Source organism: Zwartia panacis, from assembly GCF_030410395.1.
Taxonomy (GTDB): domain Bacteria; phylum Pseudomonadota; class Gammaproteobacteria; order Burkholderiales; family Burkholderiaceae_B; genus Zwartia; species Zwartia panacis.
Genome location: NZ_JAUHHF010000004.1, coordinates 249650 through 275166 on the forward strand (window position 1 = coordinate 249650; position 25517 = coordinate 275166).

General features: G+C 48.7%; 25 protein-coding genes, 1 tRNA gene and 1 pseudogene. 9 read left to right on the forward strand and 18 right to left on the reverse strand.

The window, feature by feature from the left end:
* Positions 1–2: 2 nt before the first annotated feature.
* A complete protein-coding gene (locus tag QWY30_RS08230) occupies positions 3–1295 on the reverse strand; it encodes an O-acetylhomoserine aminocarboxypropyltransferase/cysteine synthase family protein (protein WP_290239996.1) in 1293 nt (430 codons plus the stop codon).
* Positions 1296–1355: 60 nt separating this feature from the next.
* Positions 1356–2837, reverse strand: a complete 1482-nt coding sequence (locus tag QWY30_RS08235) for an aldehyde dehydrogenase (RefSeq protein ID WP_290239998.1) — start codon at positions 2835–2837, stop codon at positions 1356–1358.
* Between the two features lie 192 nt (positions 2838–3029).
* Between QWY30_RS08235 and QWY30_RS08240 the strand changes: the two genes are divergently transcribed.
* Together QWY30_RS08240 and QWY30_RS08245 are read left to right on the forward strand one after the other, a co-directional pair.
* Positions 3030–3791 (forward strand): TSUP family transporter, encoded by a 762-nt coding sequence (locus QWY30_RS08240; RefSeq protein WP_290240000.1) that lies wholly within the window; start codon positions 3030–3032, stop codon positions 3789–3791.
* A gap of 1 nt (position 3792) precedes the next feature.
* Positions 3793–5280: a M81 family metallopeptidase gene (locus QWY30_RS08245; protein WP_290240001.1), complete on the forward strand. Its 1488-nt coding sequence runs from the start codon at positions 3793–3795 to the stop codon at positions 5278–5280.
* Positions 5281–5327: 47 nt separating this feature from the next.
* On the opposite strand, the gene QWY30_RS08250 is transcribed toward QWY30_RS08245, so the two are convergent.
* The 3 genes from QWY30_RS08250 to QWY30_RS08260 are packed head-to-tail and all read right to left on the reverse strand — an operon-like array spanning position 5328 to position 7810.
* Complete coding sequence (locus QWY30_RS08250) at positions 5328–5738, reverse strand: cupin domain-containing protein (RefSeq protein ID WP_290240002.1); 411 nt, start codon at positions 5736–5738, stop codon at positions 5328–5330.
* A 1-nt stretch (position 5739) separates the two neighbouring features.
* Positions 5740–6720, reverse strand: coding sequence for a Bug family tripartite tricarboxylate transporter substrate binding protein (locus tag QWY30_RS08255; RefSeq protein ID WP_290240003.1), 981 nt, complete (start codon positions 6718–6720; stop codon positions 5740–5742).
* 22 nt (positions 6721–6742) lie between these two features.
* Positions 6743–7810, reverse strand: coding sequence for an Ldh family oxidoreductase (locus QWY30_RS08260; protein WP_290240004.1), 1068 nt, complete (start codon positions 7808–7810; stop codon positions 6743–6745).
* 139 nt (positions 7811–7949) lie between these two features.
* Here QWY30_RS08260 and QWY30_RS08265 point away from each other — a divergent pair, with 139 nt between their 5' ends.
* The 4 genes from QWY30_RS08265 to QWY30_RS08280 all read left to right on the forward strand — a co-directional run bounded on the left by QWY30_RS08265 (position 7950) and on the right by QWY30_RS08280 (position 10739).
* Positions 7950–8864: a LysR family transcriptional regulator gene (locus tag QWY30_RS08265; protein ID WP_290240005.1), complete on the forward strand. Its 915-nt coding sequence runs from the start codon at positions 7950–7952 to the stop codon at positions 8862–8864.
* Between the two features lie 142 nt (positions 8865–9006).
* A complete protein-coding gene (locus QWY30_RS08270) occupies positions 9007–9576 on the forward strand; it encodes an energy transducer TonB (RefSeq protein WP_290240006.1) in 570 nt (189 codons plus the stop codon).
* A 3-nt stretch (positions 9577–9579) separates the two neighbouring features.
* Positions 9580–10320, forward strand: a complete 741-nt coding sequence (locus QWY30_RS08275) for a MotA/TolQ/ExbB proton channel family protein (protein WP_290240007.1) — start codon at positions 9580–9582, stop codon at positions 10318–10320.
* Between the two features lie 2 nt (positions 10321–10322).
* A complete protein-coding gene (locus tag QWY30_RS08280; RefSeq protein ID WP_290240008.1) occupies positions 10323–10739 on the forward strand; it encodes an ExbD/TolR family protein in 417 nt (138 codons plus the stop codon).
* Positions 10740–10822: 83 nt separating this feature from the next.
* On the opposite strand, the gene QWY30_RS08285 is transcribed toward QWY30_RS08280, so the two are convergent.
* Positions 10823–10899 (reverse strand) — tRNA-Met (locus tag QWY30_RS08285).
* 162 nt (positions 10900–11061) lie between these two features.
* Here QWY30_RS08285 and QWY30_RS08290 point away from each other — a divergent pair.
* Positions 11062–11928, forward strand: coding sequence for an amidohydrolase family protein (locus QWY30_RS08290; protein ID WP_290240011.1), 867 nt, complete (start codon positions 11062–11064; stop codon positions 11926–11928).
* On the opposite strand, the gene QWY30_RS08295 is transcribed toward QWY30_RS08290, so the two are convergent.
* The 11 genes and pseudogenes from QWY30_RS08295 to QWY30_RS08345 all read right to left on the reverse strand — a co-directional run bounded on the left by QWY30_RS08295 (position 11918) and on the right by QWY30_RS08345 (position 23320).
* Entirely contained in the window at positions 11918–13174 is a 1257-nt protein-coding gene (locus tag QWY30_RS08295; RefSeq protein ID WP_290240013.1) for an ArgE/DapE family deacylase, read from the reverse strand. The genes QWY30_RS08290 and QWY30_RS08295 overlap by 11 nt on opposite strands.
* Positions 13175–13190: 16 nt before the next feature.
* A pseudogene (locus QWY30_RS08300) lies at positions 13191–14426 on the reverse strand (hydantoinase/carbamoylase family amidase); the annotation flags it as partial.
* A 101-nt stretch (positions 14427–14527) separates the two neighbouring features.
* Entirely contained in the window at positions 14528–14971 is a 444-nt protein-coding gene (gene cynS, locus QWY30_RS08305; RefSeq protein ID WP_290240110.1) for a cyanase, read from the reverse strand.
* Positions 14972–15039: 68 nt separating this feature from the next.
* A complete protein-coding gene (locus QWY30_RS08310; RefSeq protein WP_290240015.1) occupies positions 15040–15849 on the reverse strand; it encodes an ABC transporter ATP-binding protein in 810 nt (269 codons plus the stop codon).
* A 19-nt stretch (positions 15850–15868) separates the two neighbouring features.
* Complete coding sequence (gene ntrB / locus QWY30_RS08315) at positions 15869–16711, reverse strand: nitrate ABC transporter permease (RefSeq protein ID WP_290240016.1); 843 nt, start codon at positions 16709–16711, stop codon at positions 15869–15871.
* Between the two features lie 2 nt (positions 16712–16713).
* The gene (locus QWY30_RS08320; RefSeq protein WP_290240019.1) at positions 16714–18087 is read right to left on the reverse strand and encodes a CmpA/NrtA family ABC transporter substrate-binding protein; all 1374 of its coding nucleotides are present in this window, start codon (positions 18085–18087) and stop codon (positions 16714–16716) included.
* A 219-nt stretch (positions 18088–18306) separates the two neighbouring features.
* Positions 18307–19161: an endonuclease/exonuclease/phosphatase family protein gene (locus QWY30_RS08325; RefSeq protein WP_290240021.1), complete on the reverse strand. Its 855-nt coding sequence runs from the start codon at positions 19159–19161 to the stop codon at positions 18307–18309.
* Entirely contained in the window at positions 19158–20006 is an 849-nt protein-coding gene (locus tag QWY30_RS08330) for a carbohydrate ABC transporter permease (RefSeq protein ID WP_290240023.1), read from the reverse strand. The genes QWY30_RS08325 and QWY30_RS08330 overlap by 4 nt, the downstream gene beginning before the upstream one ends.
* Positions 20007–20014: 8 nt before the next feature.
* Positions 20015–20890: a carbohydrate ABC transporter permease gene (locus tag QWY30_RS08335; RefSeq protein WP_290240025.1), complete on the reverse strand. Its 876-nt coding sequence runs from the start codon at positions 20888–20890 to the stop codon at positions 20015–20017.
* 72 nt (positions 20891–20962) lie between these two features.
* On the reverse strand, positions 20963–22216 hold the full coding sequence (locus QWY30_RS08340) for an ABC transporter substrate-binding protein (protein WP_290240111.1): 1254 nt from the start codon (positions 22214–22216) through the stop codon (positions 20963–20965).
* Between the two features lie 84 nt (positions 22217–22300).
* Positions 22301–23320 carry an ABC transporter ATP-binding protein gene (locus tag QWY30_RS08345; RefSeq protein ID WP_290240027.1) on the reverse strand — a complete coding sequence of 340 codons (1020 nt, stop codon included), beginning with the start codon at positions 23318–23320 and terminating at the stop codon, positions 22301–22303.
* Between the two features lie 157 nt (positions 23321–23477).
* Between QWY30_RS08345 and QWY30_RS08350 the strand changes: the two genes are divergently transcribed.
* Positions 23478–24197 (forward strand): cytochrome b/b6 domain-containing protein, encoded by a 720-nt coding sequence (locus QWY30_RS08350; RefSeq protein WP_290240029.1) that lies wholly within the window; start codon positions 23478–23480, stop codon positions 24195–24197.
* Between the two features lie 77 nt (positions 24198–24274).
* Positions 24275–25048, forward strand: coding sequence for a 3-oxoadipate enol-lactonase (gene pcaD / locus QWY30_RS08355; RefSeq protein ID WP_290240031.1), 774 nt, complete (start codon positions 24275–24277; stop codon positions 25046–25048).
* On the opposite strand, the gene QWY30_RS08360 is transcribed toward pcaD, so the two are convergent.
* Entirely contained in the window at positions 25038–25496 is a 459-nt protein-coding gene (locus tag QWY30_RS08360) for a c-type cytochrome (protein WP_290240113.1), read from the reverse strand. The genes pcaD and QWY30_RS08360 overlap by 11 nt on opposite strands.
* Positions 25497–25517 lie beyond the last annotated feature (21 nt).

Genomic DNA, 25517 nt, shown 5'->3' on the forward strand with positions numbered 1-25517 from the left:
TATCAGACGGCTGCGAGTGCTTGCTCCAAATCAGCAATCAAGTCATCAATATGTTCAATTCCGATCGACAAACGAACCGTCTCTTCTTTTACACCTGCGCGTGCAAGTTCCTCTGGATTGAGTTGACGGTGCGTAGTCGATGCAGGATGGGTTGCAAGTGATTTAGAGTCGCCGATGTTAACAAGACGAGTAAAAAGCTTAAGTTCATCTTGGAATCGAGCACCCGCTTCACGACCACCCTTCACACCAAAAGTAAACAACCCGGGAGCCTTCCCAGACAAATACTTTTTCACTAAAGCGTGATCGGGATGTTCAGGCAAGCCAGCATAGCTGACCCAATCGACTTTCTTGTGGGATTTTAAAAATTGAGCAATTTTCATCGCATTTTCAGTAATACGATCGACACGCAATGCTAGTGTTTCAATGCCTTGCAAGATCAAGAAGGCATTAAAAGGTGAGATGGCCGCACCTGTGTTACGAAGTGGAACCACGCGCGCACGTCCAATATAGGCTGCGGGTCCAAACGCTTCCGTATAAACAACTCCGTGATAACTCACATCGGGCTCGTTCAAACGCTTAAATCGTGTTTTATGCTCAGCCCAGGGAAACTTGCCCGAGTCAATGATTGCGCCGCCCAAACTTGTCCCATGCCCACCTAAGTACTTCGTCAGGGATTGCACGACAACATCAGCACCATGCTCGATCGGACGCAGCAAATACGGAGAAGGTACAGTATTGTCAATGATTAGAGGAATTCCATGACGATGAGCAATCTCTGCAAGAGCAGAAATGTCTGTCACATTGCCAAGCGGATTACCTACAGATTCAGCAAAAATCGCTTTAGTCTTTTCATCAATCAATGGTTCAAAAGATGCGATATCGCGTGGATCTGCAAAGCGCGTTGTAATGCCGGACAGTGGCAGTGTATGCGCGAATAAATTGTAAGTCCCTCCATACAATGTGCTGGAGGAAACGATATTATCCCCTGCCTCTGCAATGGTCTGAATCGCATACGTGACGGCAGCCTGACCCGAAGCCAGTGCAAGCGCTGCAATCCCCCCCTCAAGCGCAGCAACACGCTGCTCAAGTACATCCTGAGTCGGATTCATAATCCGCGTATAAATATTACCAGGCACTTTTAAATCAAAAAGATCAGCACCGTGCTGCGTATTGTCAAATGCGAACGCGACCGTTTGGTAAATTGGGACTGCAACCGCGCGAGTTGTCGGATCTGGACTGTAACCGCCATGAACAGCGACCGTTTCAAGTTTCCAGTTTTTTTTGTGCTCTGTCATTTCATTTATTCCTCAATAATTAGATTGATCAATGCTTGAATGGATTTCTATCAACGTAGCTCATCGCATGATGAAAGGATTAGCTGGCGAACCCTGTGCGTAAGAAATCCACGTGCTCTTGGTTTCCAGAAATCCCTTGATGGATTCGATACCACTCTCCCGACCAATGCCTGAATGCTTCATTCCACCAAAGGGCATCATGTAACTAATAGCCCGATAGGTGTTGACCCAAACTGTCCCTGCTTTCAAAGCGGCGGACATTCTGAGTGCACGACCGATATCCTCGGTCCATACTCCCGCTGCTAGGCCGTAAATGGTATCGTTCGCTAATTGAATCGCTTGCGCTTCGTCTTCAAAGCCGATAATCGACAGAACGGGACCAAAGACCTCTTCGCGTGCGATACGCATATCGGCAGTCACATCGGTGAAAATCGTGGGCTCCACAAATTGACCGCCTGGTAAGTCCGGGGAATTCGCGGGTCCTCCGCCCAAGATGCAGCGCGCACCCTCAGCTTTGGCGATTTCCATGTAGTCCAGAATTTTTTTGTACTGAACGGGCGTCGTCACAGGGCCGATATTCGTATCGGGTGACATCGGATTACCCTTTCTTGCAGAAGCGCCTAACTCAGCAACACGTTTGGTGAACTCTTCTTTGATCGAGTTTTGAACCAACAATCTTGAACCGGCAATACAAGTTTGCCCTGTCGCCGCAAAAATTCCGGAAATCACGCCTGCTGCAGCCTTATCGATATCGCAATCCGCGAAAACAATGTTAGGGGACTTTCCACCCAACTCAAGGGCAACACGTTTCATGCTTTTGGCTGCCTGAGCGTAAATCATCGCACCTGTCGCATCAGAGCCAGTGAAAGTAATTTTGGCAACATCGGGATGATCAACCAGAGCAGAACCCGCCTCTGCACCATAGCCTGTCACAACGTTGAATACGCCATCTGGAAATCCAGCCTCTTTAGTCAATTCAGCAAAAGCCAGTGTGGAAACCGAGGCGTACTCAGATGGTTTGACCACAACAGAGCAGCCTGCGGCAATCGCAGCCGCACATTTCCAGGCAATAAACAATAATGGTGAATTCCACGCAGTCAATGCGCCGACCACTCCAATCGGTTCTGAACGCGTAAAAGCAAAGGTGTCAGGCTTGTCGATCGGCATCACAGCACCCTCGATCTTGTCAGCCAATCCACCGTAGTATCGCCACCACTCTGGATGGTAGTTAAGCTGACCACGCATTTCAGCGATCAGCTTACCGTTGTCACGCACCTCCAACTCTGCCAGTCGTTCGGCATGTTGTGTCACTAGATCCGCTAAGCGAAGCATCAGCTTGCCACGTTGTGTCGCATTCATGGACGCCCAGGGGCCTTCACGCATGGCGCGAGACGCTGCGGCCACCGCTAAATCCACGTCCTTTTTACAACCTTGGGGAATGCGGGCCCAGGGCTTCCCCAGGTATGGATCAATACTGTCGATCCATTTTTTCCCAACAGGTTCCACATATTGACCGTTGATGAAGTGATTATAAGTATTCATAGCAGCTCACCTGTGATTTCCAATTTTTAAAAATATCACCAAATTAAGTCTGATTTCACCGATCTAACAATTTTTTTCGCCTGAGCTTATGTCAATCCAGCGAGAAATGCTCGAAGAATCGTTTAAAGTCCTTATTGCACCTCCATATTTGAACTTGATCATTTTGATCAAGCCATCAGGAATTTCAAGAAAATGTCCGTCTTGCAGTATGTCTCTTTTATTTCGATTGCCCTTTTAGCGGCTTTTTGCCAGAACTTAACAGGCTTTGCCTTTGGATTGATCCTGGTCGGCTTGACGGGTGCTTTACAAATCATATCGATTGCGGATGCGGCCAATATTGCATGCATTCTTTCCATTGCGAATAACTTGGTTTATCTCAGTAAATCACCACGTATTACAACCGGTCCCCTTTTAAAGCCAATGCTCATCACAAGCATGATTGGTCTGGTGATCGGTTTTATATCTTTGTCCTGGTTTACCGATAATGGCATCAATACCTTGAGATTGATTTTGGGTGTCTGTATTTTTGCCTCGGCAATCGCTCTGTTCATGATTAATACGAACACGCGCAAGACATCTGGCAAAACATCCACCTTGACTGCGGGATTCTTGACAGGTGTTCTGGGTGGAATGTTTGCGACGCCAGGCCCGCCTCTGGTCTACCACCTGTACAGTCAGCCACTCGACAAAGATCTTGTCCGGCATTATCTATTCATTATTTTTGGCCTCACATCTGCTGCCAGACTGGTGATCGCACTCTTTACTGGCGAGCTGACAATGAATGCAATCATTCTTTCAGCGATCGCCTTTCCAGCGATTACGATTGCCACCATCACACAACTTAAACATCCAATCAACTTGAGTCGAAGAGTTGCACAATTGCTCGTGACAGCATTGCTGCTCGCAACAGGACTTGGACTCATTTACTCATCACTCAAAAACATCTTGGGCTAATATGAAAATCCTTGTCGCCAGGCTGAATCACGAAACCAACACATTCTCACCGATTGCTACGCCACTAAAATCTTTCGGTGATGATGGACCGCTATACGGCATAGACGCCTATAAGGCGTCTAAGAATACCCGCACAGGAATTGCAGCATTCATTGACGTGCTGGAACAAGCAGGTCATGAGGTGGTCGTTGCTTGTACTGCAACCGCCAACCCAAGTGGAACGGTCTGTGCAAAAGCGTACACGCACCTTTGCGATACGATCGTAGCAGCTGCAAAAGGTTGCGATGCCGTCGCCTTGGATTTGCATGGAGCGATGGTCGCAGAAAACTCTCCAGACGGAGAAGGCGATCTGCTCGAGCGCGTTCGAGCGGCCCTCCCCCATGCTCCCATCGCAGTCGCACTCGACTTGCACGGCAAGATCACTGAAAAACTCATCAAAAATAGCGACATCGTCATCAGTTTCAAAACATACCCTCATGTAGACATGTACGAAACAGGTGCACATGCTGGACGACTATTAGTCGACATGATCAGTGGTCGAATCAAGCCCAAACTTGCCTGGCGTCGCTTGCCCTTGATACTCAACACGCTGTGTAGCCGGACAGATATCGGTCCGATGCATGAGGCCGTCGAACTTGCACGCGCTGCTGAAGCACAAGGGATGCTTGGGGTCTCGGTACTCGCAGGATTCTCCCTTGCTGATATCGAAGCGCCTTGTATCAGCGTGGTAGGAGTCAGTGACAATGATCCCCAAGCAGCTGAAGAGGTTGTTCAGCGTATTGCAGAGTTCGTTTGGTCGAAACGCAAAGACTTCATTTATAAAAGTGAACCACTGGAAGTCTCGATTGCACGCGCAAAAGAACTCGCTGCGCAACCAGGTGAAGGACCTGTCCTGTTGCTTGATCATGGTGACAATTGCATGTCAGGCGGAACGTGTGATGACATGAATGTTCTACACGAAGCGCTCAAACAAGGCCTTGAGGATATCGTCGTTGGACCGATTTGCGATCCCCAGGCCGTTGATCAACTCATCAAAGCAGGACTCAATGCGAAGGTCACACTTGCAGTGGGTGACAAAGTACCGTTAACTCAGTTGGGTGTGACAAATCCGCCCCGACCTCTTACGGGCATTGTGTCAGGAATTTCGGATGGGCAATACATCGTATCGGGTCCAACCTATACGGGTCAGCGCATACATATGGGTCGAACCGTGTGCCTACAACTTCCACAAGCTAAAGTCATGATCACCGAAACTCCCCAGGAACACTGGGATTTGGGGATTTTTTCACATATCGGGATCGATGCACCTAAACATCGGTTTATCTTGCTGAAGTCGCGGATGTATTGCAGACCGGTCTTTGTGCCAATCTCCAAAGCACTCGTGGAGTGTGACGGAGGTGGTGTAACCGGGGCTGATCACACACGCTTTCCATATACAAAACTCAAGCGGCCCGTATATCCGTTTGATCTAAACACCGAGTGGGCTTAAAGAATGGCAAGGCGCCACGTCACGAGACGTGCGCCTTAACAGGCTAATCACTTATTGTGCTCGGCAGCGATATATCGGGTTTCGCCACTTTCAGTCAGCGTTCGCGTCGCCATCGGAGAGGCATACGTCCATAGAATTTTCATTCCTTGGGTGCTGGACTTGTTGCGGAACCGGTGTGAGACATTCGGTGGAATCCAAGTCGTATCATGTGCTTTGACCTCGTGAACCTCGCCAGCGATGTCCAAGTAAGCCTCACCCTCCAACAGAATCACGCTTTCTTCGCAGTTATGACTGTGAAATGGAATCTCAGCCCCGGGGCCGAACTCGGTGATGCCGTTGATAAAAGCTTTGGCGCCCGTGGCGGCTGTCACGAGAGGAATCGTTCTTGCACCACCCCCGCGGTCATGACTCTTGATTTGATCGGGACGTAAAACAGCGTGTTTCAGATTTTCATTCATATTAGTTCGCCTTGATGTCGTTTTCTTTGATGACTTTTCCATACAACTCGTACTGGGTCTTTAAAGCAGCTTCAAATTCAGCGGGTGTTGTGCCACGAATCGTGATTCCAAGTTTGTTAAAGCGATCACGAATATCATCGTTGTCCATGGCTTTTTTCGCCTCAGCGGAGAGTTTTTCCACAATCGCCTTGGGCGTCTTGGCCGGAGCGACCATCGCAGCCCAGGAATTGAAGAAAAAGCCTGGTAATGCAGATTGATCAATCGTTGGAACACCCGCAAACTGAGGCAATGGTTTAGGTGTGGAGAGTGCAAGCAAGCGAAGCTTGCCGCCATTGATCAAAGAGGCAGCGGTGCCTAACCCTTGAAAAGAAACATCAACCTCACCGGCAGCCGCTCCTACTGCAGCCTGTGTCGCACCTTTGTAAGGAACATGCACAAGTTTGATTCCAGCACGTTGCATGAGCAACGCCATCGCGATGTGCTGAGGGCTGCCCACTCCGCCGGAACCGAAGGTCAATTTGTCTGGATTGGCTTTGGCAAACTTGATTAAATCCTCTATGGTTTTAAATGGAGAGTCTGTTTTCACGACAACCCCCCACTCGATCGTACCGATCAAGGATATTGGCGCAAAGTCCTTGAGCGTGTTGTAGGTGGTGTTAGGGTTGATATGGGGAACCATTGTCAACACGCTATCATTGACGCCACCGATTGCATATCCATCTGCGGGCATTTTCAACAGGCGATCAGCTCCGATTAATCCTGAGGAACCAGGCACGTTTTCAATCACAATCGGCTGTCCCATACTTGTTGCCATGTTCTGCGCGACTAGACGCAAAGCATTGTCAACGGCGCTGCCCGATGCGAGAGGAATAATCATTCGAATCGGTTTGTCTGGATAATTACCCTGAGCCATCACACTCCAGGATGCCATCGCGAGGGATATCGCTTGAATCCAGAAGGCCACTTTTTTAAATATATTCATTGTCTTCTCCAGTTCATTCATCTCAATCAATCAAAGCAGGAATACCCAATTCACGCGACAAGGCTGCGAGCTCATTTAAAACACCTGCGGCGATCGGAATCCCGTGCTTGGCATAGTCCAAACGCCTCGCATGGCTCTGCTCGCCTGGTAGCCAAATCCGTTCAACGTTCGGTAAACGCTGAGAACCCTTGATATCACTAATCAATGTATCAATCGCATTTTTGAATACGTTAACGCCTCCAAAGGCTGCAAGATTCAATACCAGGATCGCCTGTCCGGTATTGGTGGGTGTGACATGGTCTTTATTGAAGTCTATGACATCCTTACCCATTGCTGCACCTTGCAAGGTGCCAGCCAAGATACCGACAATCAATGCTAATCCATAGCCTTTGTAACCGCCGATAGGAAGAAGAAAACCCTCCTCGGAACGCTTAGGATCCAGCAAAGGTTTACCCTGTCGATCAATCATCCAGCCCTCAGGCATCATCTGTCCTGCTTTAGCCTTGGCCTTGACCTTTCCATAGGCCGCGACCGTAGTGGCCATGTCGAGAACGATTGGATTTTCCTGACCAGCAGGAATGCCTGCTGCAATCGGATTCGTGGATAAAAGCATATCCATACCACCCCATGGAGGGAGATGATTGGCATTTCCCACGGCGAAGTAAAGACCGATCATGTCGTGCTGGACTGGCATCGTGGCATACAAAGATGCAGGACCGGCATGATTGCTTCGCCGGGTTCCGACCCAGGCAACCCCTTGAGTGCGTGCTTTTTCGATCGCCAGTTCGACTGCTTGCGAAACCACAAGGTGACCCATCCCATTGTCTCCGTCCACGACTGCGACAGCCGACGCCGTGGAATGGGCCTGGATATTTGGACGTTTGTTGATACCACCAGCCAAAATTCGTTTGACATACTGAGGCAGGCGGATCACGCCATGACCATCCGACCCCTGAAGGTCTGCACATGCCATCAAGCGCGCGATCTTTTGAGAATCGTCTGCCGGAATGCCGACAGAAACGAATGCACGCGCAATAAATGCAGTGAGTGCCTCAAAAGAAACTGATGCTGAATTGTTATGTATTGTCATTTTTGTTGAGCTAAATTTTTGACTTGAATTTCAATTTATATCAAAAAACATCATATTTAATTTGGATTTTATTAATATGACCGTACAGAGTCCAATATCAAATATCCTCTTTCCCATATCATTTTGATATATTTAGTCCATGAATAATTTAAAAGCACTGAGATATTTTGTGGCGGTGGTGGATGCTGGCAGCTTTACCGCTGCAGCCGCGGCAATCGCGATTGCTCAGCCTGCCCTCACCCGCCAAATCAAAGAACTGGAAGAAAGCTTTGGTACCCAGTTGCTGCACCGTTTACCAAGAGGTGTACGCATGACGGCGGCTGGCGTGACGTTATACGAAGCTTCGCAACGTATTTTGAGTGAGGCCGATCGTCTCAGTCAAAATCTGAGAAATGGTCTTGCAGGCGCAGCAAGTGTCAGTCTCGGTGTCCCCCCCACTCTCGGACGCGTCCTGCTCCCTGGCCTGTTTGAAAGCTGCTTGCAGCTCCCTGGGGCACTGCCCATGCGTGCGCGCGAGGCTTTTACACCTGCTTTACTCGATTGGCTTGAAAGAGGAATTGTGGACATGGCCATCGTCACAAACCCTCCTCCGGGACGAAAGTTTTCGCTCAGACCCATGATCAACGAACCGTTCGCCCTGATCTCCACTTACAAAAAAGGGCGTCCCCAATCCCTCAGCATTGAACAACTTGCCGAACTACCAGTATTGATGACTAGCTTGCACCATGGAATTGTTGACCAACAATTACGCACCCTCAATCTGAGTCTGAAAATAGAAGGCATCATTGATTCAGTGGATGCAATTCGAGAACTGGTTATCAAGTTTGGACACTCCACGATCATGCCTGTTTCTGTCTTCAAAGATGATTTAAATAGCGGCAGCATTCAAATTACGCAAATATCCGGCATTCAACTGAGCAGAACTTTAGTGCTTGCACAAAGACGTGATCGCGATAAGGCCGCAGATTTCAACATTGTCGAACAGTTGATTGAATCAGAGTTTTCTAAGCTTGAAAGAATGGGGGCATTTGGACTGCCAAATTTACGTGTGTAACAAATCGTTAATAAAACACACATGAAGGCTCAATTTAAATAAAAATGATTCTCATTCGTGATAGATTGCGTTGTTTTATTGAACACCGCTTTCCATGCTTCTATCGAATGCAAGATCAAGTTCTATTTGCTCGCACCAAACCATGATTGTTTTCGCGGTGCTGGTGGCTCATCTAATGGCCATTCACCAGATGAGTTCAAAAAATATCAAAACAAACATTTCGCCGACACAAATCAAATATCTGGAATCATTCGAATTCCATCCAAACAGCGACGAACAAAAAACCGCTTCAGAAGACGTCATTACGTCAGAACGTGCCCCAACAAAACACGCCACACCGATATCCACACAAAACAAACCTTCCACTCACGCTCACCGAAAGGCAATCACATCAAAAAGCGGTCACACTTTGAATCCAGGCGCTCAGACGAATGATTTACCTAGCACCCGTGCTGGCATCATCCATCAGCCTCCCCCCGAGTATCCAAGACAAAGTCGACGACGTGGAGAACAAGGAAAAGTGATCGTGTTGGTCGAAATCAATGCACATGGCATACCTACACAATCAAAAATCCATACATCAAGCGGATACCCCCGTCTTGATCAAGCCGCACTGGAAACAGTCCTCAAATGGCGCTTCAGCCCGGGGAGTCAGACAACAGTTTCTCAAAAAATGTGGGTCAACATTCCTATAAACTTTGTACTCGAGTAAATCATGCATTCAACATTTTCTTTGGCTGAGTTATGGTCACAAGGCGACTTCTTCGGAAATTTTGTGGCGCTCATACTGATCACAATGTCTGTACTCACATGGACAATCATATTGATCAAAGTGATTGCTCATACACGACAAAAATCCATGAGCAAACATGTCGAACTTTTCTGGCATTCCTCTTCTTTTTCGTCAGGATTGGAGGCACTAGGACGACGCTCTGACAGTGTTTTTTATAAACTTGCCCAAGATGGCCTCGAGGCCGTTCATCACCTCAAGCGTTCGAAGGAGCAGGAAGAAGGATTGTTAGATCCTCACAAAATTTCAAAGCAACTCCATGATCAACTGGATTTGAGTGACTGGGTGACACGTGCATTAGCCAACTCAGCAGAAGGCAGTCTGACTCAGCTGCAGTCTGGACTCACTTTTTTAGCATCAATCGGCTCAACAGCGCCTTTTGTAGGTCTCTTGGGGACTGTATGGGGGATTTACCATGCACTGGCCCGTATTGGAGTCACGGGACACACCTCCTTAGATCAAGTCGCAGGACCGATTGGCGAGGCTCTAGTCATGACAGCATTTGGACTTGCTGTGGCAATTCCTGCGGTATTGGCCTACAACGCATTGGTAAGAACAAACAAGAAAATCGCCAGTGCACTCAATCGTTTCAGCTACGATTTACATGCCTATCTAGTGACTGGTGCCAGAGTTGACGGGAAACATTCATACCCAGTCGAGCGTTAAGCATGCAAACAGATCATTCCACTGAGGCAGTGATGAGTGAAATCAACATGACACCCTTTGTCGACGTCATTCTGGTGCTGCTGATCATTTTCTTAGTCACACTACCGCTCGTTCAACATAATATCGGGATTGAACTACCCACGATCAAGAGTCAAAAATTAACTGATCATACTGATCCTATCCGAATCTCTTTGAATGCAAATGGACACTATTTTTGGGAACAAGACATCATCGAACCTCAGAATCTACACTTGAAATTGGGACTTGAAGCTCGACGGGATCCCAAACCTGTTGTTTTGATATTTGCCGATAAAAATTCACGCTATGAAGATCTAGCCAAACTTTTAGCAGGAATACATCAGTCAGGATTAGGAAAGATTGGCTTTATCACTCATGAGGGCCCCTACAATCACAAATAAATGCAAAAAATCGATTTATTGAAGCCTCGCCCTGAACAATAAAAAGGCCTCAGAGCAATTACGCTTTGAGGCCTTTAAAAATCTGGTGGCGCATCCCTGATTCGAACAGGGGACCTGCGGATTATGATTCCGTCGCTCTAACCGGCTGAGCTAATGCGCCTTTAACAATCAAAATCGTAGTGACTTTTAACTGAGAGGCGAAAGTCTAGCATTTTTTTTAAGACTCTGCATTCCTTAATAACCCAGAAAACCTCGCAGTCGATCATGTCAAAATAGTACTCAAACATCAACCAACTCTGAAAAACAACATTGAGACGAGAAGATGACTGAAATCATCAAAACATATTTGGACCATCCCAGCCCCGCAACCTTAAAGCTTCCACCCGGGTCCACGGACTCGCATGTGCACGTCTTTGGCCCAAGCGACAAGTTCCCTTATGCAGAAAACCGTGGCTTTACCCCCGCTGACGCCCCGAAGGAAGCTTTATTTGCTTTGCATAAAAAGCTTGGAATTGATCGCTGCGTGATCGTCAACACCCTGCTCCATGGCTTTGACAACAGCGTTGTAGAGGACGCCATGCGAGCAGCAGAGGGCCGGTATTTAGGTGTGGCCCTCACACCCGTAGATCTCAGTGACGCAGAGCTGAAACGACTAGCCGCGGTCGGTTTTCGCGGACTGAGATTTCACTTTATGCCTGGCTACAAAATCGATTACACACCGGAACAAGTCATCGCGCTGACCCGAAGACTCGAGCCTCTTGGGATGCATCTGCAATTGCAAATGCATGCCATGCATGCAAAGGAACTCACGCCTTTACTCAAACAGTCGGCCGTACCCGTCGTGATGGATCACATGGGCAGAGTCGATGCAACTCTCGGACTGGCACACGAGCACTTTCAGGCTTTTTGCAGGCTTCTGGAAATGCCTGGGTTTATGGTGAAGGTGAGTGGAATCGACCGAATTGACTCACAACCACCTTATAAGCAAGGTATACCTTTTGCGCGTCACTTGGTCAGAACCTATCCAGACCGTTGCGTGTGGGGTTCCGACTGGCCTCACCCCAATCACACACACATTCCTGATGATGGGGTCCTGGTTAACGCACTGGCTCAGATCGCACCTGAGCCAGCGATACTCCAGCAACTGATGGTTGATAACCCGCAGCTACTTTATCGTTTTACGGCGTGATTGAACTCATCATATCGAGGCAAGTTCGGGCGATCACTTTTGTTGCCCGACGCAAATCTTCAAGCTCGAGGCGTTCATCGGGTTGTTTGGCACGACTTTCCTCTACCGTTCGAGGACCCGCGCCATATAAGACGACAGGAATTCCGGCCTCACAGTACAGGCGCGCATCCGCGTAGAGTGGTGTGCCACATGCAGGAACTTTTTCACCAAACTGCGTGTGAGCGTGTGTTTGCAGGGCCTCGACTAACTCAGTGCTACCAGGCAACGGTTTGAGCGCTCGTGCCAGCAAGATGCGTTTAGTTTCAACCGTAATGCCGGGAATAACCTTCCAGACTGCATCAATCGTGTCACGGATACTTTGCTCTACCGTCGCAGGATCTTCCTCGGGAATCATTCTGCGATCAATTTTGAGAATGACCTTGCCTGGAATCACATTCGTATTGGTTCCACCTTCAATCAGACCGATATTGAGATACGGATGATTAATACCCGGAACTTTGCTTTTGACAGACTGATACGTTTCGTTCAACCCGTACAGAGCATTCATTATTTTGACAGCAGCTTGCAAGGCATCCACGCCCGATGTGGGAACTGCCGCATGCCCCATCTTGCCGTTGACCGTCACCTCAAACTGCAAACAGCCATTGTGAGCAGTGATGATTTGATAACTAAAACCAGCTGCAATGGCCAAATCAGGTTTGGTCAGTTTATTTTTAAGTAACCAGCCGGGGCCTAATTCACCGCCAAACTCTTCATCGTAGGTAAACTGCAGCTCAATCCGCCCCTTGAGAGGCGCACCAAGTGATTCCAGAGCACGCACTGCGAAAATATAAGTCGAAAAGTCACATTTGCTGACAGCAGCGGCCCGCCCATAAATCCGGCCCTCATGAATCTCGCCAGCATAGGGCGGATATGTCCAACCTTCACCAGGTGGCACTACATCGCCGTGCGCATTGAGCGCCAGCACTTTGCCGCCCTCAGCGTATTGCCTTTTAACGATCAAGTTCGTAATCGACTCCAACCCCGCCTCGCGCACCACTGATTCAGGAACGGTGTGCTGTTCAGCCTTCATGCCAAAGGGTTCGATCAGTTTGGCGACATGAAGGGCATGCGGCGTATTGTTACCGGGGGGGGTGTCGGTCGGAACCTGAATAACAGATTGCAAAAATTTCACTTGTTCATCAAAGTGCGCATCGATCCATTGATCAAGCTTGTTATAAAGTTCTGCGTGGTGATTATTCTTCATAGTCTTTGGATAGTATTTAATTAATTTCTTCTAATAGAGCCTCAAACGCTTTCGCCGCAAGCGTTGCATCGTCTGCAGTGATGATTTCAAGTGGATTATGGCTGATCCCACGATTTCCCCCTCTGACAAACAACATTGCTTGCGGCATGATCGTATGCATTTTCATGGCATCGTGCCCTGCTCCGCTATTGAGCTTGAAAATCGGCTGACCTATTTTAGCGACGGCCCTTTCCCAACGAGACTGCCACTCAGGATTCGAGGGTGCAGCGCTCGCGCGCATGACTTCGGTGTATTCAAACTGAACTTGTCTACGCGCGCAGATGACCTCGGCCTCCTTGACGATATCCGTGACCAGGGCATCACGCTGCGGATCCGTTGGCGCACGCATATCAAGGGTGAAAACACACTCTCCGGGGATCACATTGATGGAGCCACCCGGCACTTGAATCTGTCCAACCGTCGCAACCGAGCCCTCGTCGGCGCGCGCGCGTTGCTCTGCCATCAGACTGATTTCTGCAGCGGCCAGCATCGCATCCTGACGCATCGACATCGGTGTAGTTCCAGCATGTCCCGCAAGACCAATTGTTTTACAAGTCGCACGCACACCGGCATTGATCGAGGTCACCACACCAAGGGGAAGTGCTTTTTCGCACAACACAGGCCCTTGCTCGATATGCACCTCAACAAATCCAAGATACTTTTTAGGGTCGCGTTGAATATTTTGTATCGCTGAGAGTGTCCCGGGCAAACCTGCCGCCTGCATCGCCTCTGCCATCGAAACACCATCAGCATCGAGCTGACTCAGCCACGCTGGATCAAAACTCCCTGTCAGGGCGCCAGCGGCCAAGAAAGTCGCACGAAATCGTTGCCCTTCTTCCTCGGAAAAGCCAACCACCTCAATACCATAAGGCAAGCGTCGCTTTTGACTCGAAAGAGACTTTACAACTGCGATTGGGACCAAAATACCTAGTCGGCCATCATACTTGCCACCGTTTCGCACGGTGTCGTAATGAGAACCTGTCAGCAGCATTGGGGAGGCACGGTCCTCGCCAAAGTAAATGCCCACAACATTACCCACTGCATCGATTGAAATCTCGTCAAAACCAGCCTCGCCCATCAAGGCTTTGAGCTCATCGGCAACCGCCAGATGCGCAGGCGTCAGATATGTCACTGTGAGCTGGCCTTTTTCAGCCCAGCCTGGTTCGCTATGCAGGGCCAGACGCTCTGACCATTGCATGATTTCTTGACCGACTTCTTGTAAAACCGCCATGTCCAGTTCCTGTAAGAAACGCTTCGCTTGTCTAAACAAGCAAGGCCTACAGTTTAATCTGGACTAGACCGTTTTTTGACGCCTTAATAGGACTTGTAAGGTAAAAATTTACCGGACAACACCACATTGACCCGATCGCCTTTGGGATCGGGTTCACGTTTAATATCCATTGAAAAGTCAATGGCACTCATAATCCCGTCGCCAAACTCCTCATGGATCAATTCCTTGATCGTCGTGCCGTAGACACTGACGATTTCGTACCAGCGGTAGATCAGCGGGTCAGTAGGCACTGAACTACGCAGAGAACCTTTGTAGGGCACGACCTGTAGCAAAGCAACCGCTTCCGCTGGCAGATCGAAGGTTTTGCCAATGACGAGCGCCTGGGCTTTGGTTAAAGTCATTTGCCCCATGCATGCGGCCGTTGTCCACTCTTTGGATAGCTTGAGTTTCTTGGCAACGTCCGCCCACTTCAGCCCTTTCTGCACTTTGGCCGAATAAATCAGATCAGTGACATCTTCGCGAGTCATTGGTTTAGCGATTGCTTTGGAAGCCATATTTTTCTCCTGGTAAAAGAATCGGGATATTGAAATAAAAATTATTGAACTGAAGAGGTACTCGCATAAGACTTGGAACGGTGCACAAGGAAATCGATCAAGTGATTTCGTAATTCGTAGAACTTGGGGTCGTGGTGCATCGTCGCGCGCGTTCGATCCTTAGGTAAAGGATTGGTCACGATTTCCGCCAAAACTGCGCGAGGACCGTTACTCATCAGGAAAATCTTGTCTGATAACAAAATCGCTTCGTCGACATCGTGCGTAATCATGAAAACTGTTTGTTGGGTGCCACGAACGATCGTGACAAGTTCGTCCTGAATGTTTCCACGCGTCAACGCATCCAATGCGCCAAATGGCTCGTCAAGCAATAGCATCTTGGGTTGAATGGCAAATGCGCGCGCAATACCGACTCTTTGCTTCATACCGCCTGAAAGTTGGGAGGGCTTTTTATCTTCGGAGCCTGTCAGATGTACCATATCGATAAATTGCTGAACATGGCTGTCGACTTTGCTTCTTGACCAATCCGGCCATTTAGAACGCACCGCAAATGCGATATTGCCGCGCACCGTCATCCAAGGCATCAATGCATGAGACTGGAAGACAACACCACGATCTAGACTCGGACCGCTGATTTCACGACCATCAATAAAGGAGTGGCCATCCGTGGGGGCCTCAAGTCCTGCGAGCACATTCAAAATAGTTGTCTTGCCGCAACCCGAGTGTCCGATAATACAAACAAACTCACCCCGATCAATGGTGAAATTGACATCATCAAAGACCACCAGCTCGGCCCCACCACCCGTACCCGGGAATGCCTTTCGCAGTCCTTGCACTTGTAAAAAATTTTGCATAGCGCTCACCTTTTCAAACCTAATCTTTGTATGTCACGGCCCGTTGAAGACGGGCAAAGCACAAATCGAGAAGCATTCCGATCAGTCCGATCATGAGCACGGCTACCAAAATATTTGAGATCGATAAGTTATTCCATTCATTCCAGACGAAATAGCCAATCCCTGTTCCACCTACCAGCATTTCGGCAGCCACAATCACCAGCCAAGCGATACCGATTGATATCCTCATGCCTGTCATGATCGTTGGTGCCGCCGCGGGAAGAATCACAAAAAAAGCTTTACGAAGAGGATTCACTTCAAGCGTGCGTGAAACATCAATCCATTCCTTTCTGACGGACGCCACGCCAAAAGCGGTGTTAATCAACATCGGCCAAATTGAACAGATGAAGATCACGAAGACCGCCGAAACGTTGGAATCCTTTAACGTAAACAAGGCCAGAGGCATCCAGGCAAGTGGGGAGATGGGTTTAAGGACTTGAATGAATGGATCCAGTGCCTGAAAAAACAATCGTGACATTCCGATCAAAAATCCAAGTGGAATCGCGACAAGCGCCGCAAGACCGAAACCCAGTGCGACACGCGACACAGACCATGCAAGCTGGATACCAATCCCTTTGTCATTGGCGCCCCTGTCGTAAAAAGGATCAGACAAATGTTCAACCAGCTTGATCCCCACATCCATCGGGCCTGGAAATGTTGACTTCTGTCCTGTCGCAGCGGCCGCTCCCACAAGCTTGGCATACTCCTCATCCACAACCTGCGTACCTTGCGTAGGCATTGTGGCGATTTGCCAAAACATGAGAAAAATCGCCAACACCAAAAGTGACAAGATCAACGCTCTTGTGCGCTCGTGAACCATCATCTTCAAGCCCTCTTGATCGCAAAGCTGTCGAGATACTCGCGAGGTTTGTTCGAGTCAAATACCTTACCCATGACAACAATTTTCTTGCTACCTGGATCTGGTGCCACCAAGCCAGCCTGCTCCATCGCACGACGCGCATCGGTCGCTAAAAAAACGTCTTGGGCAATTTTTTGATAATCAACATCGCCTTTTACCTGTCCCCATCGTTGCATCTGCGTCATGATCCAGATGGCAAAAGACTCCCAGGGCATGGGATCGAAACCAATACGGTCCGGGACCTTTTTCACATTACCCAATCCATCAGCATAAGTCCCTGTCAAGACTTGTTCGACAACCGTCAGCGGCTGATTCAAATAGTTAGGCGTATGGATCGCAGCAGCAATCTCCTTTCTGTTTTCAGCTTTTTGTGCATAGGCTGTTGCTTCGACAATGGCCCGTAGCAACGCACCGTAAGTATTGGGGTTGGCGGACATAAACTCCTTGCTTGCCGCAAACGCACAACAGGGATGTCCATCCCACAGCTCTTTTGACAGGATATGAATAAAGCCCACACCATCGAATACCGCACGCTGGTTGACTGGATCAGGTGCTAAAAACCCGTCGATATTGTCAGCGCGCAAGTTCGCCACCATTTCCGGAGGTGGAACGACACGGATCTGCACATCCCGATCAGGATCGATGCCGTTTTCCGCAAGGTAATACCGTAACAAGTAGTTATGCATCGAGTAATCAAAAGGCACCGCAAACTTAAAACCTTTCCAGTCCTTTGGATTCCGCTTATTCTTGTGTTTGACGGCAAGCGTAATCGCCTGACCGTTGATATTTTCAATGGCCGGTACGGTGTAGGGGGTCGGTGCCGCCCCTGCTCCCATTGAGATCGCCAGTGGCATGGGGGAAAGCATGTGTGCCGCGTCATACTCTTTATTCAGTGATTTATCACGCACAACAGCCCACCCCGCCGTTTTGATGATCTCGACATTGAGGCCCTGTTTTTTATAAAAACCCATGGGATCGGCCATGATGATGGGCGTTGCGCACGTGATTGGGATAAAACCGACTTTTAAATTCGTCTTTTCTAATTTTCCACCTTGCGCAAAGGCTTCTTTGGCAAATGCCATTGGGAAAATAGATGAAATCGCGGCCAAGGCAGTCGGCGCACCGACTGCCTGTAAAAATTTTCTACGCATCTCGTCTTGAGGGAACACAGCACGCATGACAGCTTGCTCAACGACGCGCGAGCCAAGTGCCTCTGTTGATCGATCACTCACTTCACTCAATGAGGACTGGCTGGCCTCATGCTCAGCCGCCGTGGCATGTTGCCCACAAGAGCAACGCAAACGAAGCTTTGAATCAAATGGATTGGAGAAAATCGACATCTTGAGTACCCCTGTATAGAAACGCGGTACAGGTACTCAAGCAAAATGCGTGCCAGACGCTATGAACACATCCACATAGCTAGAAACTGTGATGAGAGGATAAAAAATGCTCGATTAGGCACCAATACTGTGCGGCGCATGAACAATCGATCGAACTCAGCACCGGTATGACGCCCAAACGCCAGTCTAGTGCGCGCTTGCACATATAAATCGCCTGACTCAATCATTCAGCACCAGCATGACCGGTTGATGATCAGAAACCTGCGTCAACTGATCGACCGATAATCCTTTCACACGTGAGGAAATTGAAGGACTGACAAAAAAGAAATCACAACCCACGGGCTCAGGACCATAAGTACGATCAAAAATACGGAATGTCGCGGGATATGGATGGCCAGGCTTCAGAATGTCCCACGCATTAAACAATGCGCCAGAATCCCCGGGCTGAGTCATTCGGGCATGCTCGATGCTTTGCACCTCAAAATTGAAATCTCCGCATAGCACTGCATCCATCGTATGCGGTTTAAGCTGGTAGGGACCACCATCGATCGATTTCGGTGGAAAAGCCGCTAAAGAACAAGCCTGCAGGTGAATATCGCGCAGCGCTGAAACCTGAGCCAAACGTGCTGTTGCGTTGTAATACTCGAGATGAGAGGTCATGACGCGTACAGGGCCCCATGAGGCCTGAACAGTGCAAACAAGGCAAACACGGCGCATGCTAGGGGTGTTTATATCGTTCCCGGAGACAGGATCTGGCAACAGGATTTTTTCGATCAGGCGAATAGGAAGCCGAGAAACGATCAAATTGCCAAATTGTTGGCGATCATTTCCACAGGGCGAGAGCTCATCGATTGCCGCACCTAAGACCACCTCGAAACCAGGCATCAACGCACGCACATGCTCGACTTGATCCGCAGGTGTTTGACCGGTCAGTGTTTTGTAGTTCACGCTGACCTCCTGCATGCACAGAACATCAAAATCACCCATTTCACGCGCCTTTTTCAAAACACGCTCAATATCCACGACGCCATCGAGTCCTTTAAACCATTGGACATTCCAAGTGAGAATTTTCATTTGATACCTGCCCGCATAAAAGATTGGACAAACTGTCGCTGAAAAATCAAAAATCCTAGTAACAAGGGCGCAGACGTCAGCAGCGTTGCAGCTGTAATAATCGACCAGTCTATGCCCTGATCTGTCGATGAGAATACTTGCAAACCGACAGTCAATGGTCGTGATTCGACTGAATTACTGACCACAAGAGGCCAGAGAAAGTTATTCCAGTGATAACTCACTGACACGAGTGCGAACGCGAGGTAAGTCGGTTTTGCTAAAGGTATATAGACATGACGCAGCACCTGTAAAGCAGTTGCGCCCTCCATCATCGCAGCTTCGATCAATTCTTTGGGAATTGTCTTAAACGTCTGCCGCAATAAGAAAATCGCAAACGCAGACGCAAAATAAGGCAGACCGATTCCAAATAGCGTATCAACTAAACCAAGCTGCGATAAGGTCTGATAGTTTCTAACGATTAGAATTTCTGGCATCACCATCAGCTGTACAAGCATTAAGGAAAAAAGAATATTCTTGCCAAAAAAATCATAGCGAGCGAAAGCATAGGCAGCGAGTGTGCACAACACTAACTGAATCATCAAAATCATCGTCACCAGTAGTGTAGTGTTTAAAAAATAACGTGCGAAAGGTGCGGCGTTCCAAGCAGCGAGAAAATTATCAATCGTCAGGGGAGCATTCCAGATCAGTTTTGTTGCGAACTCCGAAGGATGAATCGCGGCCCAAAGAGCATAAAGTAGTGGCGTGATCCAGCACAACCCAAGCACCCATGCCCCGACGGTGGACAATAGACCTGCAGGCTGACCTAGTCCAGTAAATGTCCGACTAACGGATGTTGAGGTGTTCATTGTCAGGCTCATCTGTAGTGCGTCCTGCGATCCAGCAAAAAGAACTGCAACAAGCCAACGACGGCCAAAATTAGCAGCAACACTGCCGTCAATGCGGATGCATAGCCACGATCCCAAAAACTAAACCCGACCTCGTAAAGATAGAACAACAACAAGGAAGTCGCATTATCAGGGCCACCTTTTGTCATCACAATAATGTGATCGACCATGCGAAATGCATTAATCAGCGCATTGACCAAAACAAAAATTGTCGTGGGCATTAATAATGGCCACTGGATACGTCGAAAAAAATACCATCGGCTCGCACCTTCAATTTGAGCGGCCTCCTGATAATTCGGACTCAAGGTCTGCAAAGCAGCAAGATAAAAAATCATGAAAAATCCCGCCTCTTTCCAGATGGCGACAACAATCACGGAGCCGAGCGCCAACTGAGGATCTCCAAGCCAATTCTGGCTTGAAAAACCTAACATTCCTAACACTTGGTTGATCAACCCATACCCGGGCGTATAAAAAAAGATCCAGATATTTGCCACTGCGATCATGGGTAATACGGTGGGTAAGAAATAAGAAAGACGTAAAAACTGACGGCCCGCTATTTTTTCATTTACCCAAAGAGCCATTGAGATTGACAAGGCAATTGAGACGGGAATCGTGACGAGTGCAAACCACAAGTTATTTAATAAGGATTTCCAAAAATTAGGGTCCTCACGCATCACTTGATAGTTTTCTACGCCCACGAAAACAGCCTCTCGTCCCGCGCGCGGAGTCGACATCAAACTGTCTATCAATGTGCCTACTGCGGGATAATGCGTAAAGCCCACCAAAAAAATAAAGGCGGGCAAAAGCAAAAGATAGGCGTGTATGTGCCGGGTAGAGAGTGTCATAGGGGTTTCATAGGAGTGTCATCGTTGAACGAACGGTCTGCGCATCAAGCACGGACCGTTCGAGACTCCTCTTTACTTGTATTTACGCAGCAGACGATCTGCTTCGACCTGAGCATCCTTGAGTGCTTGCGCAGGAGACTTGGCACCCGTCAAGGCAGCTTGCAAGCCATCGTTCAAGGCCTTGGTCACACGCTGATTATCGTGAGTCGAAAGTTCGGCGACTGCGAAAGGCAACTGATCACGTGCAACTAAAGCCGGAGGAAATTCAGCCGCATACTTTTTCAGAGTAGGCGTTTCATAGGCTGCAGGTGAGACAGCGACATAACCTGTATCGATACTCCACTGTGCGGCACGTTCGGGTTGTGTCAACCATTTCGCAAACTGGTATGCCCCCTCTTGTTCTGCTGCAGAAGCTTTCGAGAAAATGAAGAAATTACCACCTCCTGTCGGAGAGCCTCGACGTTTTCCCTCTGGCAACATTGCCACACCAAAATCGAATTTGGCATTACTGCGTATATTTGTCAGGTTGCCGGTCGTTGTCCAAATCATGGCAACTTTCTTTTCCATGAAGTCCCGAGGTGTTGTTCCCCATTGAACGACGCCTGAAGGATGAATGCCATATTTTTTGGATAGATCAACCCAGTATTGCAAAGCCTCAATCACTTTTGGGTCGTCGTATTTGACTTGATTGCCTGCTGCGTTTGCCAGAATGGCATCATTTTGTGTGCTGAACCCTTGGAATAACCAATAAGGAAATCCACTGGAGGGGACTTGGATACCCCATTGCGTGACATTTCCACTTGCATCTTTTTTGGTGAGCTTTTGACCCATACTGACAGTTTCGGCCCAGTTTTTGGGTGGAGTGTTGGGATCAAGACCAGCTTCTTTGAACATTTCCTTGTTCCAGTACAACACAACAGTCGAACGCTGGAACGGAATACCCCAAGTCTTATTATCAAATTGACCGTTCAACATAAATGCCGGAAAAAAGCTCTTGAGCCAAGCACGGTCATCTTCAGTTTTGACAAATTTGTCAATCGGAGTAATCGCAGCTTCATCGGCTAATGTAAACGTATCGGTTGAAAGCAAAATAGCAGCGGTCGGCGGCTTGCCTGCTTTATGAGCCGTCAAGGCTTTCACAATTGTTTCCTGATAAGTACCCGAATAAACAGGGGTCACCTTATAGTCTGGATGAGCCTGATTAAAGTCTGTTGCGTACTGATCAATAATTTTTGTGATGGGTCCGCCTACTGCGATTGGAAAATAAAAAGACACCTCTGTTTTGCTGAATGCAGACGCGCTCAGACAGACACCTGCGGCCAGCATGACCGCACGACTGAATAGTTTGTTCACACCTTTCTCCTTAACGATTTGAATAGCTGATTTAAGTACTTGGTTAATGCAATCGACTTAATTGATACGATGACCGTCATGATCAAACCAATGCAGGTTTGAAGCCTCCCAACCCAGCGCAATTTCGCCCTGAACATCTCGAGCATACTTACCATCCGCTCTTACAACCAACGACTGCTGACCGACCCCAACGTGCAGCATGAGATCCGCGCCAGTAAAATCCGTTCTGAGTAATGGCAAATGAAGGTCTCCGCCTAAATGCACATCCTCGGGACGAATGCCCACGCGTGTCGCACCCGATGGCGCTTGCAACTCGATATGGGTCCCTGCGATACGCGAGCCTTCAAGCTCAAGCACATTCATTCTTGCGCTACCAATAAACTGCGCAGCAAAAAGAGTACGTGGCTGTTGATAAATCTCAGTCGGTGTCGCGACCTGCTCGACCCGCCCACCCTTGAGCAAGATGACGCGATCTGCCATGCTCATCGCCTCGGTCTGATCATGGGTCACGTAGACCACTGACAAACCAAGTTTGCGCTGAAGAGCGCGCAACTCGTGACGCATCTCTTGACGAAGTTGCGCGTCTAGGTTGGACAAGGGCTCGTCCATCAGACAAAGCTGACTATCTGCAACCAGCGCGCGCGCTAATGCGACACGCTGCTGTTGACCGCCTGATAGCTCACCAGGTTTGCGATCAGCCAATTGTGACAAACTCAGCAAATCCAAAGTTTTTCGGAGTCTTTCGATAATTTCCGCTTTGGGTACACGCCTGACCTTGAGTCCGAATACAACGTTCTCTGAAACAGAAAGGTGAGGAAACAAGGCGTAATTCTGAAATACCATTGACACGCCACGCTGGGCAGGTTGTATCTCAGTCACATCGCGACCAAAAATGTGAATGCGACCTGTTGTCGGCATCTCAAGCCCGGCAATCAATCTTAATGTCGTCGTCTTTCCACAACCTGAAGGCCCAAGCAACACTGAAAATTGTCCCTGCTCAAGCTGCAGATCTGTAGGATGAAGGGCTGTCGTCGCCCCCCAGCTTTTGCCGGCCTGATCAAATTGAACTGCGTTCATACAGTCACTTACTCACTTAATTAATTATTTTTGGTTTTGTCTCTCACATTAACTTAACTTTATTTAAGTTCAATGACAACCAATATGAATTGACCACTGAGTGGTTTTCATTAAAAGGGTGATAAATTAAATGATGGATAACCCTAGGTTTCTCAGCATGACCGCTCATCGTTTAAACAGCCCTCGTCACTCCGTACCACAAACACGTATTTGGGATTTGCCCACCAGGCTATTTCACTGGTTATTCGCGTTCAGCATCTGCGGCGCCCTCGTGACGATCAATTTAGGGGGTGCCTGGATGGAGTGGCATGTCAGATTTGGCATTGCGAGTTTTGTGCTTCTCCTTTTCCGTCTGATATGGGGACTCATTGGGCCACGCTACGCCCGTTTTACCCAGTTCATGACTTCCCCCGCTCAAACCATCTCTTACCTGCGTCAAAAAAACAAGTCTCAGCATGCCGGACATAATCCGCTTGGCGCCTGGTCAGTGATCGCCATGTTGATCTTGCTCTTATTTCAAAGTTTTTCCGGTCTATTCACAAATGATGATGTGCTGACACAAGGCCCTCTCGTGCAGTTCGTCAGCAACGACACTGTCGCCTTGTTCACACGCTTGCATCTGTTGAATGAATATTTACTGTACACGCTGATTCTCTTGCATCTGTTAGCGATAGCGTTCTACAGCTTCAAAGGCGAGTCCCACGTTAAACCAATGATGACGGGCGACATTCCTAAACACACCTTACCTCCTGATGCCCAGAATGCACGGGACGACTGGCGAGTTCGGGCGGGTGCACTCCTTTTATCAGTCCTGCTGACCGGGCTGGGCTGGTGGCTTTATATGCTTGCAGTGAACGCACCGGCAAGTTTTAGCTGATGCAGTGATACTCAGTCGTCTACTTTTAGGGAATAATACCGGGTCAGTAAATATAAAAATGATCTGGGGAACAAAAAATGCCGATTCTTAACAACGGTGATTGCAGGATCTATTGGCGCGGCGACGGCGACACTCAATTACCAGGATTGCTTCTAGGCAACTCGCTTGGGACGGACATCACGCTATGGGACCCGATGCTAGAGTCTCTCATGCGTCATTTCTACGTTGTGCGTTTTGACACGCGTGGACATGGCGGTTCTGATGCCCCCCCTGGTCCTTACTCAATTGATCAGCTGGCAGACGACGCACAAGCGGTCATTGCCGCGGCTCGATTGACCCATTATCACTACTGGGGGATTTCTCTGGGCGGGATGATCGGGATGGAGCTTGCGGCACGTAAGCCTACGGGACTCAAAAAACTCGTGCTCAGTCATACTGCGGCAGAGTTTGACCCTGGAATTTGGGATCAGCGTATTGCAGCTCTCAAAACGGGTGGTATGTCAGCAATTATTGATGGCGTCATTGGACGATTTTTCACGCCTGAGTTTGTTCTACAAAACAACATCCGTCTTAAGCGTATCCGAAATATCGCCCTGTCTCAAGCACCTGCAGGCTATGCCGCCTGCTGTGGCGCGATCCGCGATATGGATCTCTACCCACGCCTTGCACGGATTCAAGTCCCCACACTCGTGGTCGTTGGCGAGTCCGATTTGTCAACACCAGAAGCACGAGGGCAAGCTCTGGTGGATCACATCAAAGATGCGCGCATGGTGAAAGTTAAAAGCGCACACATTGCACCACCAGAAATTCCTACAGAATATCTGGCAGCCGTCTTACCTTTTATTTCTTGATGCGATAAGAGTCGTGACACGCTTTACAGCTGGCGCCAACATCGCCAAATGCTGCACGTAGCTTGTCAAGATCGCCCGAATCAGCAGCTGCGGAAAGCTTGACAATCGCTGATTCGAATTTGGTCTGCGCAGCTTTGAATCCAGCTGCGTCAGACCAAACCTCTGGCTTGGCTGAACTCTTACCCTCAGTGCCCGCGCCAAACGCTCCCCAAGGCAGGGTCGACAGTGTCTGAACCAAAGCAACGTTCGCCTTAATTGCCGCTGCGTCGTAAGGAACTTGTCCTTTGACTGTGGGCTGCATGCGGCCAAATTGAGAGGCCAGTAAGACGAAGGCTGACTGGCGATATTTAATCGCATCCTCGGGTTTTGCAAACTGAGCACTTGCAGAAGACATCCATAAAGGAGACAACAGCGCGCCAGACACCAACAATACCGATAGTTTGTTCAGATTCATTTATGCGTACTCTTT

Bases quoted from the DNA above. Each gene is read 5' to 3' on its own strand.
- QWY30_RS08230 (WP_290239996.1), bottom strand. From the start codon at position 1,295: ATGACAGAGCACAAAAAAAACTGGAAACTTGAAACGGTCGCTGTTCAT.
- QWY30_RS08235 (WP_290239998.1), bottom strand. From the start codon at position 2,837: ATGAATACTTATAATCACTTCATCAACGGTCAATATGTGGAACCTGTT.
- QWY30_RS08240 (WP_290240000.1), top strand. From the start codon at position 3,030: ATGTCCGTCTTGCAGTATGTCTCTTTTATTTCGATTGCCCTTTTAGCG.
- QWY30_RS08245 (WP_290240001.1), top strand. From the start codon at position 3,793: ATGAAAATCCTTGTCGCCAGGCTGAATCACGAAACCAACACATTCTCA.
- QWY30_RS08250 (WP_290240002.1), bottom strand. From the start codon at position 5,738: ATGAATGAAAATCTGAAACACGCTGTTTTACGTCCCGATCAAATCAAG.
- QWY30_RS08255 (WP_290240003.1), bottom strand. From the start codon at position 6,720: ATGAATATATTTAAAAAAGTGGCCTTCTGGATTCAAGCGATATCCCTC.
- QWY30_RS08260 (WP_290240004.1), bottom strand. From the start codon at position 7,810: ATGACAATACATAACAATTCAGCATCAGTTTCTTTTGAGGCACTCACT.
- QWY30_RS08265 (WP_290240005.1), top strand. From the start codon at position 7,950: ATGAATAATTTAAAAGCACTGAGATATTTTGTGGCGGTGGTGGATGCT.
- QWY30_RS08270 (WP_290240006.1), top strand. From the start codon at position 9,007: ATGATTGTTTTCGCGGTGCTGGTGGCTCATCTAATGGCCATTCACCAG.
- QWY30_RS08275 (WP_290240007.1), top strand. From the start codon at position 9,580: ATGCATTCAACATTTTCTTTGGCTGAGTTATGGTCACAAGGCGACTTC.
- QWY30_RS08280 (WP_290240008.1), top strand. From the start codon at position 10,323: ATGCAAACAGATCATTCCACTGAGGCAGTGATGAGTGAAATCAACATG.
- QWY30_RS08290 (WP_290240011.1), top strand. From the start codon at position 11,062: ATGACTGAAATCATCAAAACATATTTGGACCATCCCAGCCCCGCAACC.
- QWY30_RS08295 (WP_290240013.1), bottom strand. From the start codon at position 13,174: ATGAAGAATAATCACCACGCAGAACTTTATAACAAGCTTGATCAATGG.
- cynS (WP_290240110.1), bottom strand. From the start codon at position 14,971: ATGACTCGCGAAGATGTCACTGATCTGATTTATTCGGCCAAAGTGCAG.
- QWY30_RS08310 (WP_290240015.1), bottom strand. From the start codon at position 15,849: ATGCAAAATTTTTTACAAGTGCAAGGACTGCGAAAGGCATTCCCGGGT.
- ntrB (WP_290240016.1), bottom strand. From the start codon at position 16,711: ATGATGGTTCACGAGCGCACAAGAGCGTTGATCTTGTCACTTTTGGTG.
- QWY30_RS08320 (WP_290240019.1), bottom strand. From the start codon at position 18,087: ATGTCGATTTTCTCCAATCCATTTGATTCAAAGCTTCGTTTGCGTTGC.
- QWY30_RS08325 (WP_290240021.1), bottom strand. From the start codon at position 19,161: ATGAAAATTCTCACTTGGAATGTCCAATGGTTTAAAGGACTCGATGGC.
- QWY30_RS08330 (WP_290240023.1), bottom strand. From the start codon at position 20,006: ATGAACACCTCAACATCCGTTAGTCGGACATTTACTGGACTAGGTCAG.
- QWY30_RS08335 (WP_290240025.1), bottom strand. From the start codon at position 20,890: ATGACACTCTCTACCCGGCACATACACGCCTATCTTTTGCTTTTGCCC.
- QWY30_RS08340 (WP_290240111.1), bottom strand. From the start codon at position 22,216: ATGCTGGCCGCAGGTGTCTGTCTGAGCGCGTCTGCATTCAGCAAAACA.
- QWY30_RS08345 (WP_290240027.1), bottom strand. From the start codon at position 23,320: ATGAACGCAGTTCAATTTGATCAGGCCGGCAAAAGCTGGGGGGCGACG.
- QWY30_RS08350 (WP_290240029.1), top strand. From the start codon at position 23,478: ATGACCGCTCATCGTTTAAACAGCCCTCGTCACTCCGTACCACAAACA.
- pcaD (WP_290240031.1), top strand. From the start codon at position 24,275: ATGCCGATTCTTAACAACGGTGATTGCAGGATCTATTGGCGCGGCGAC.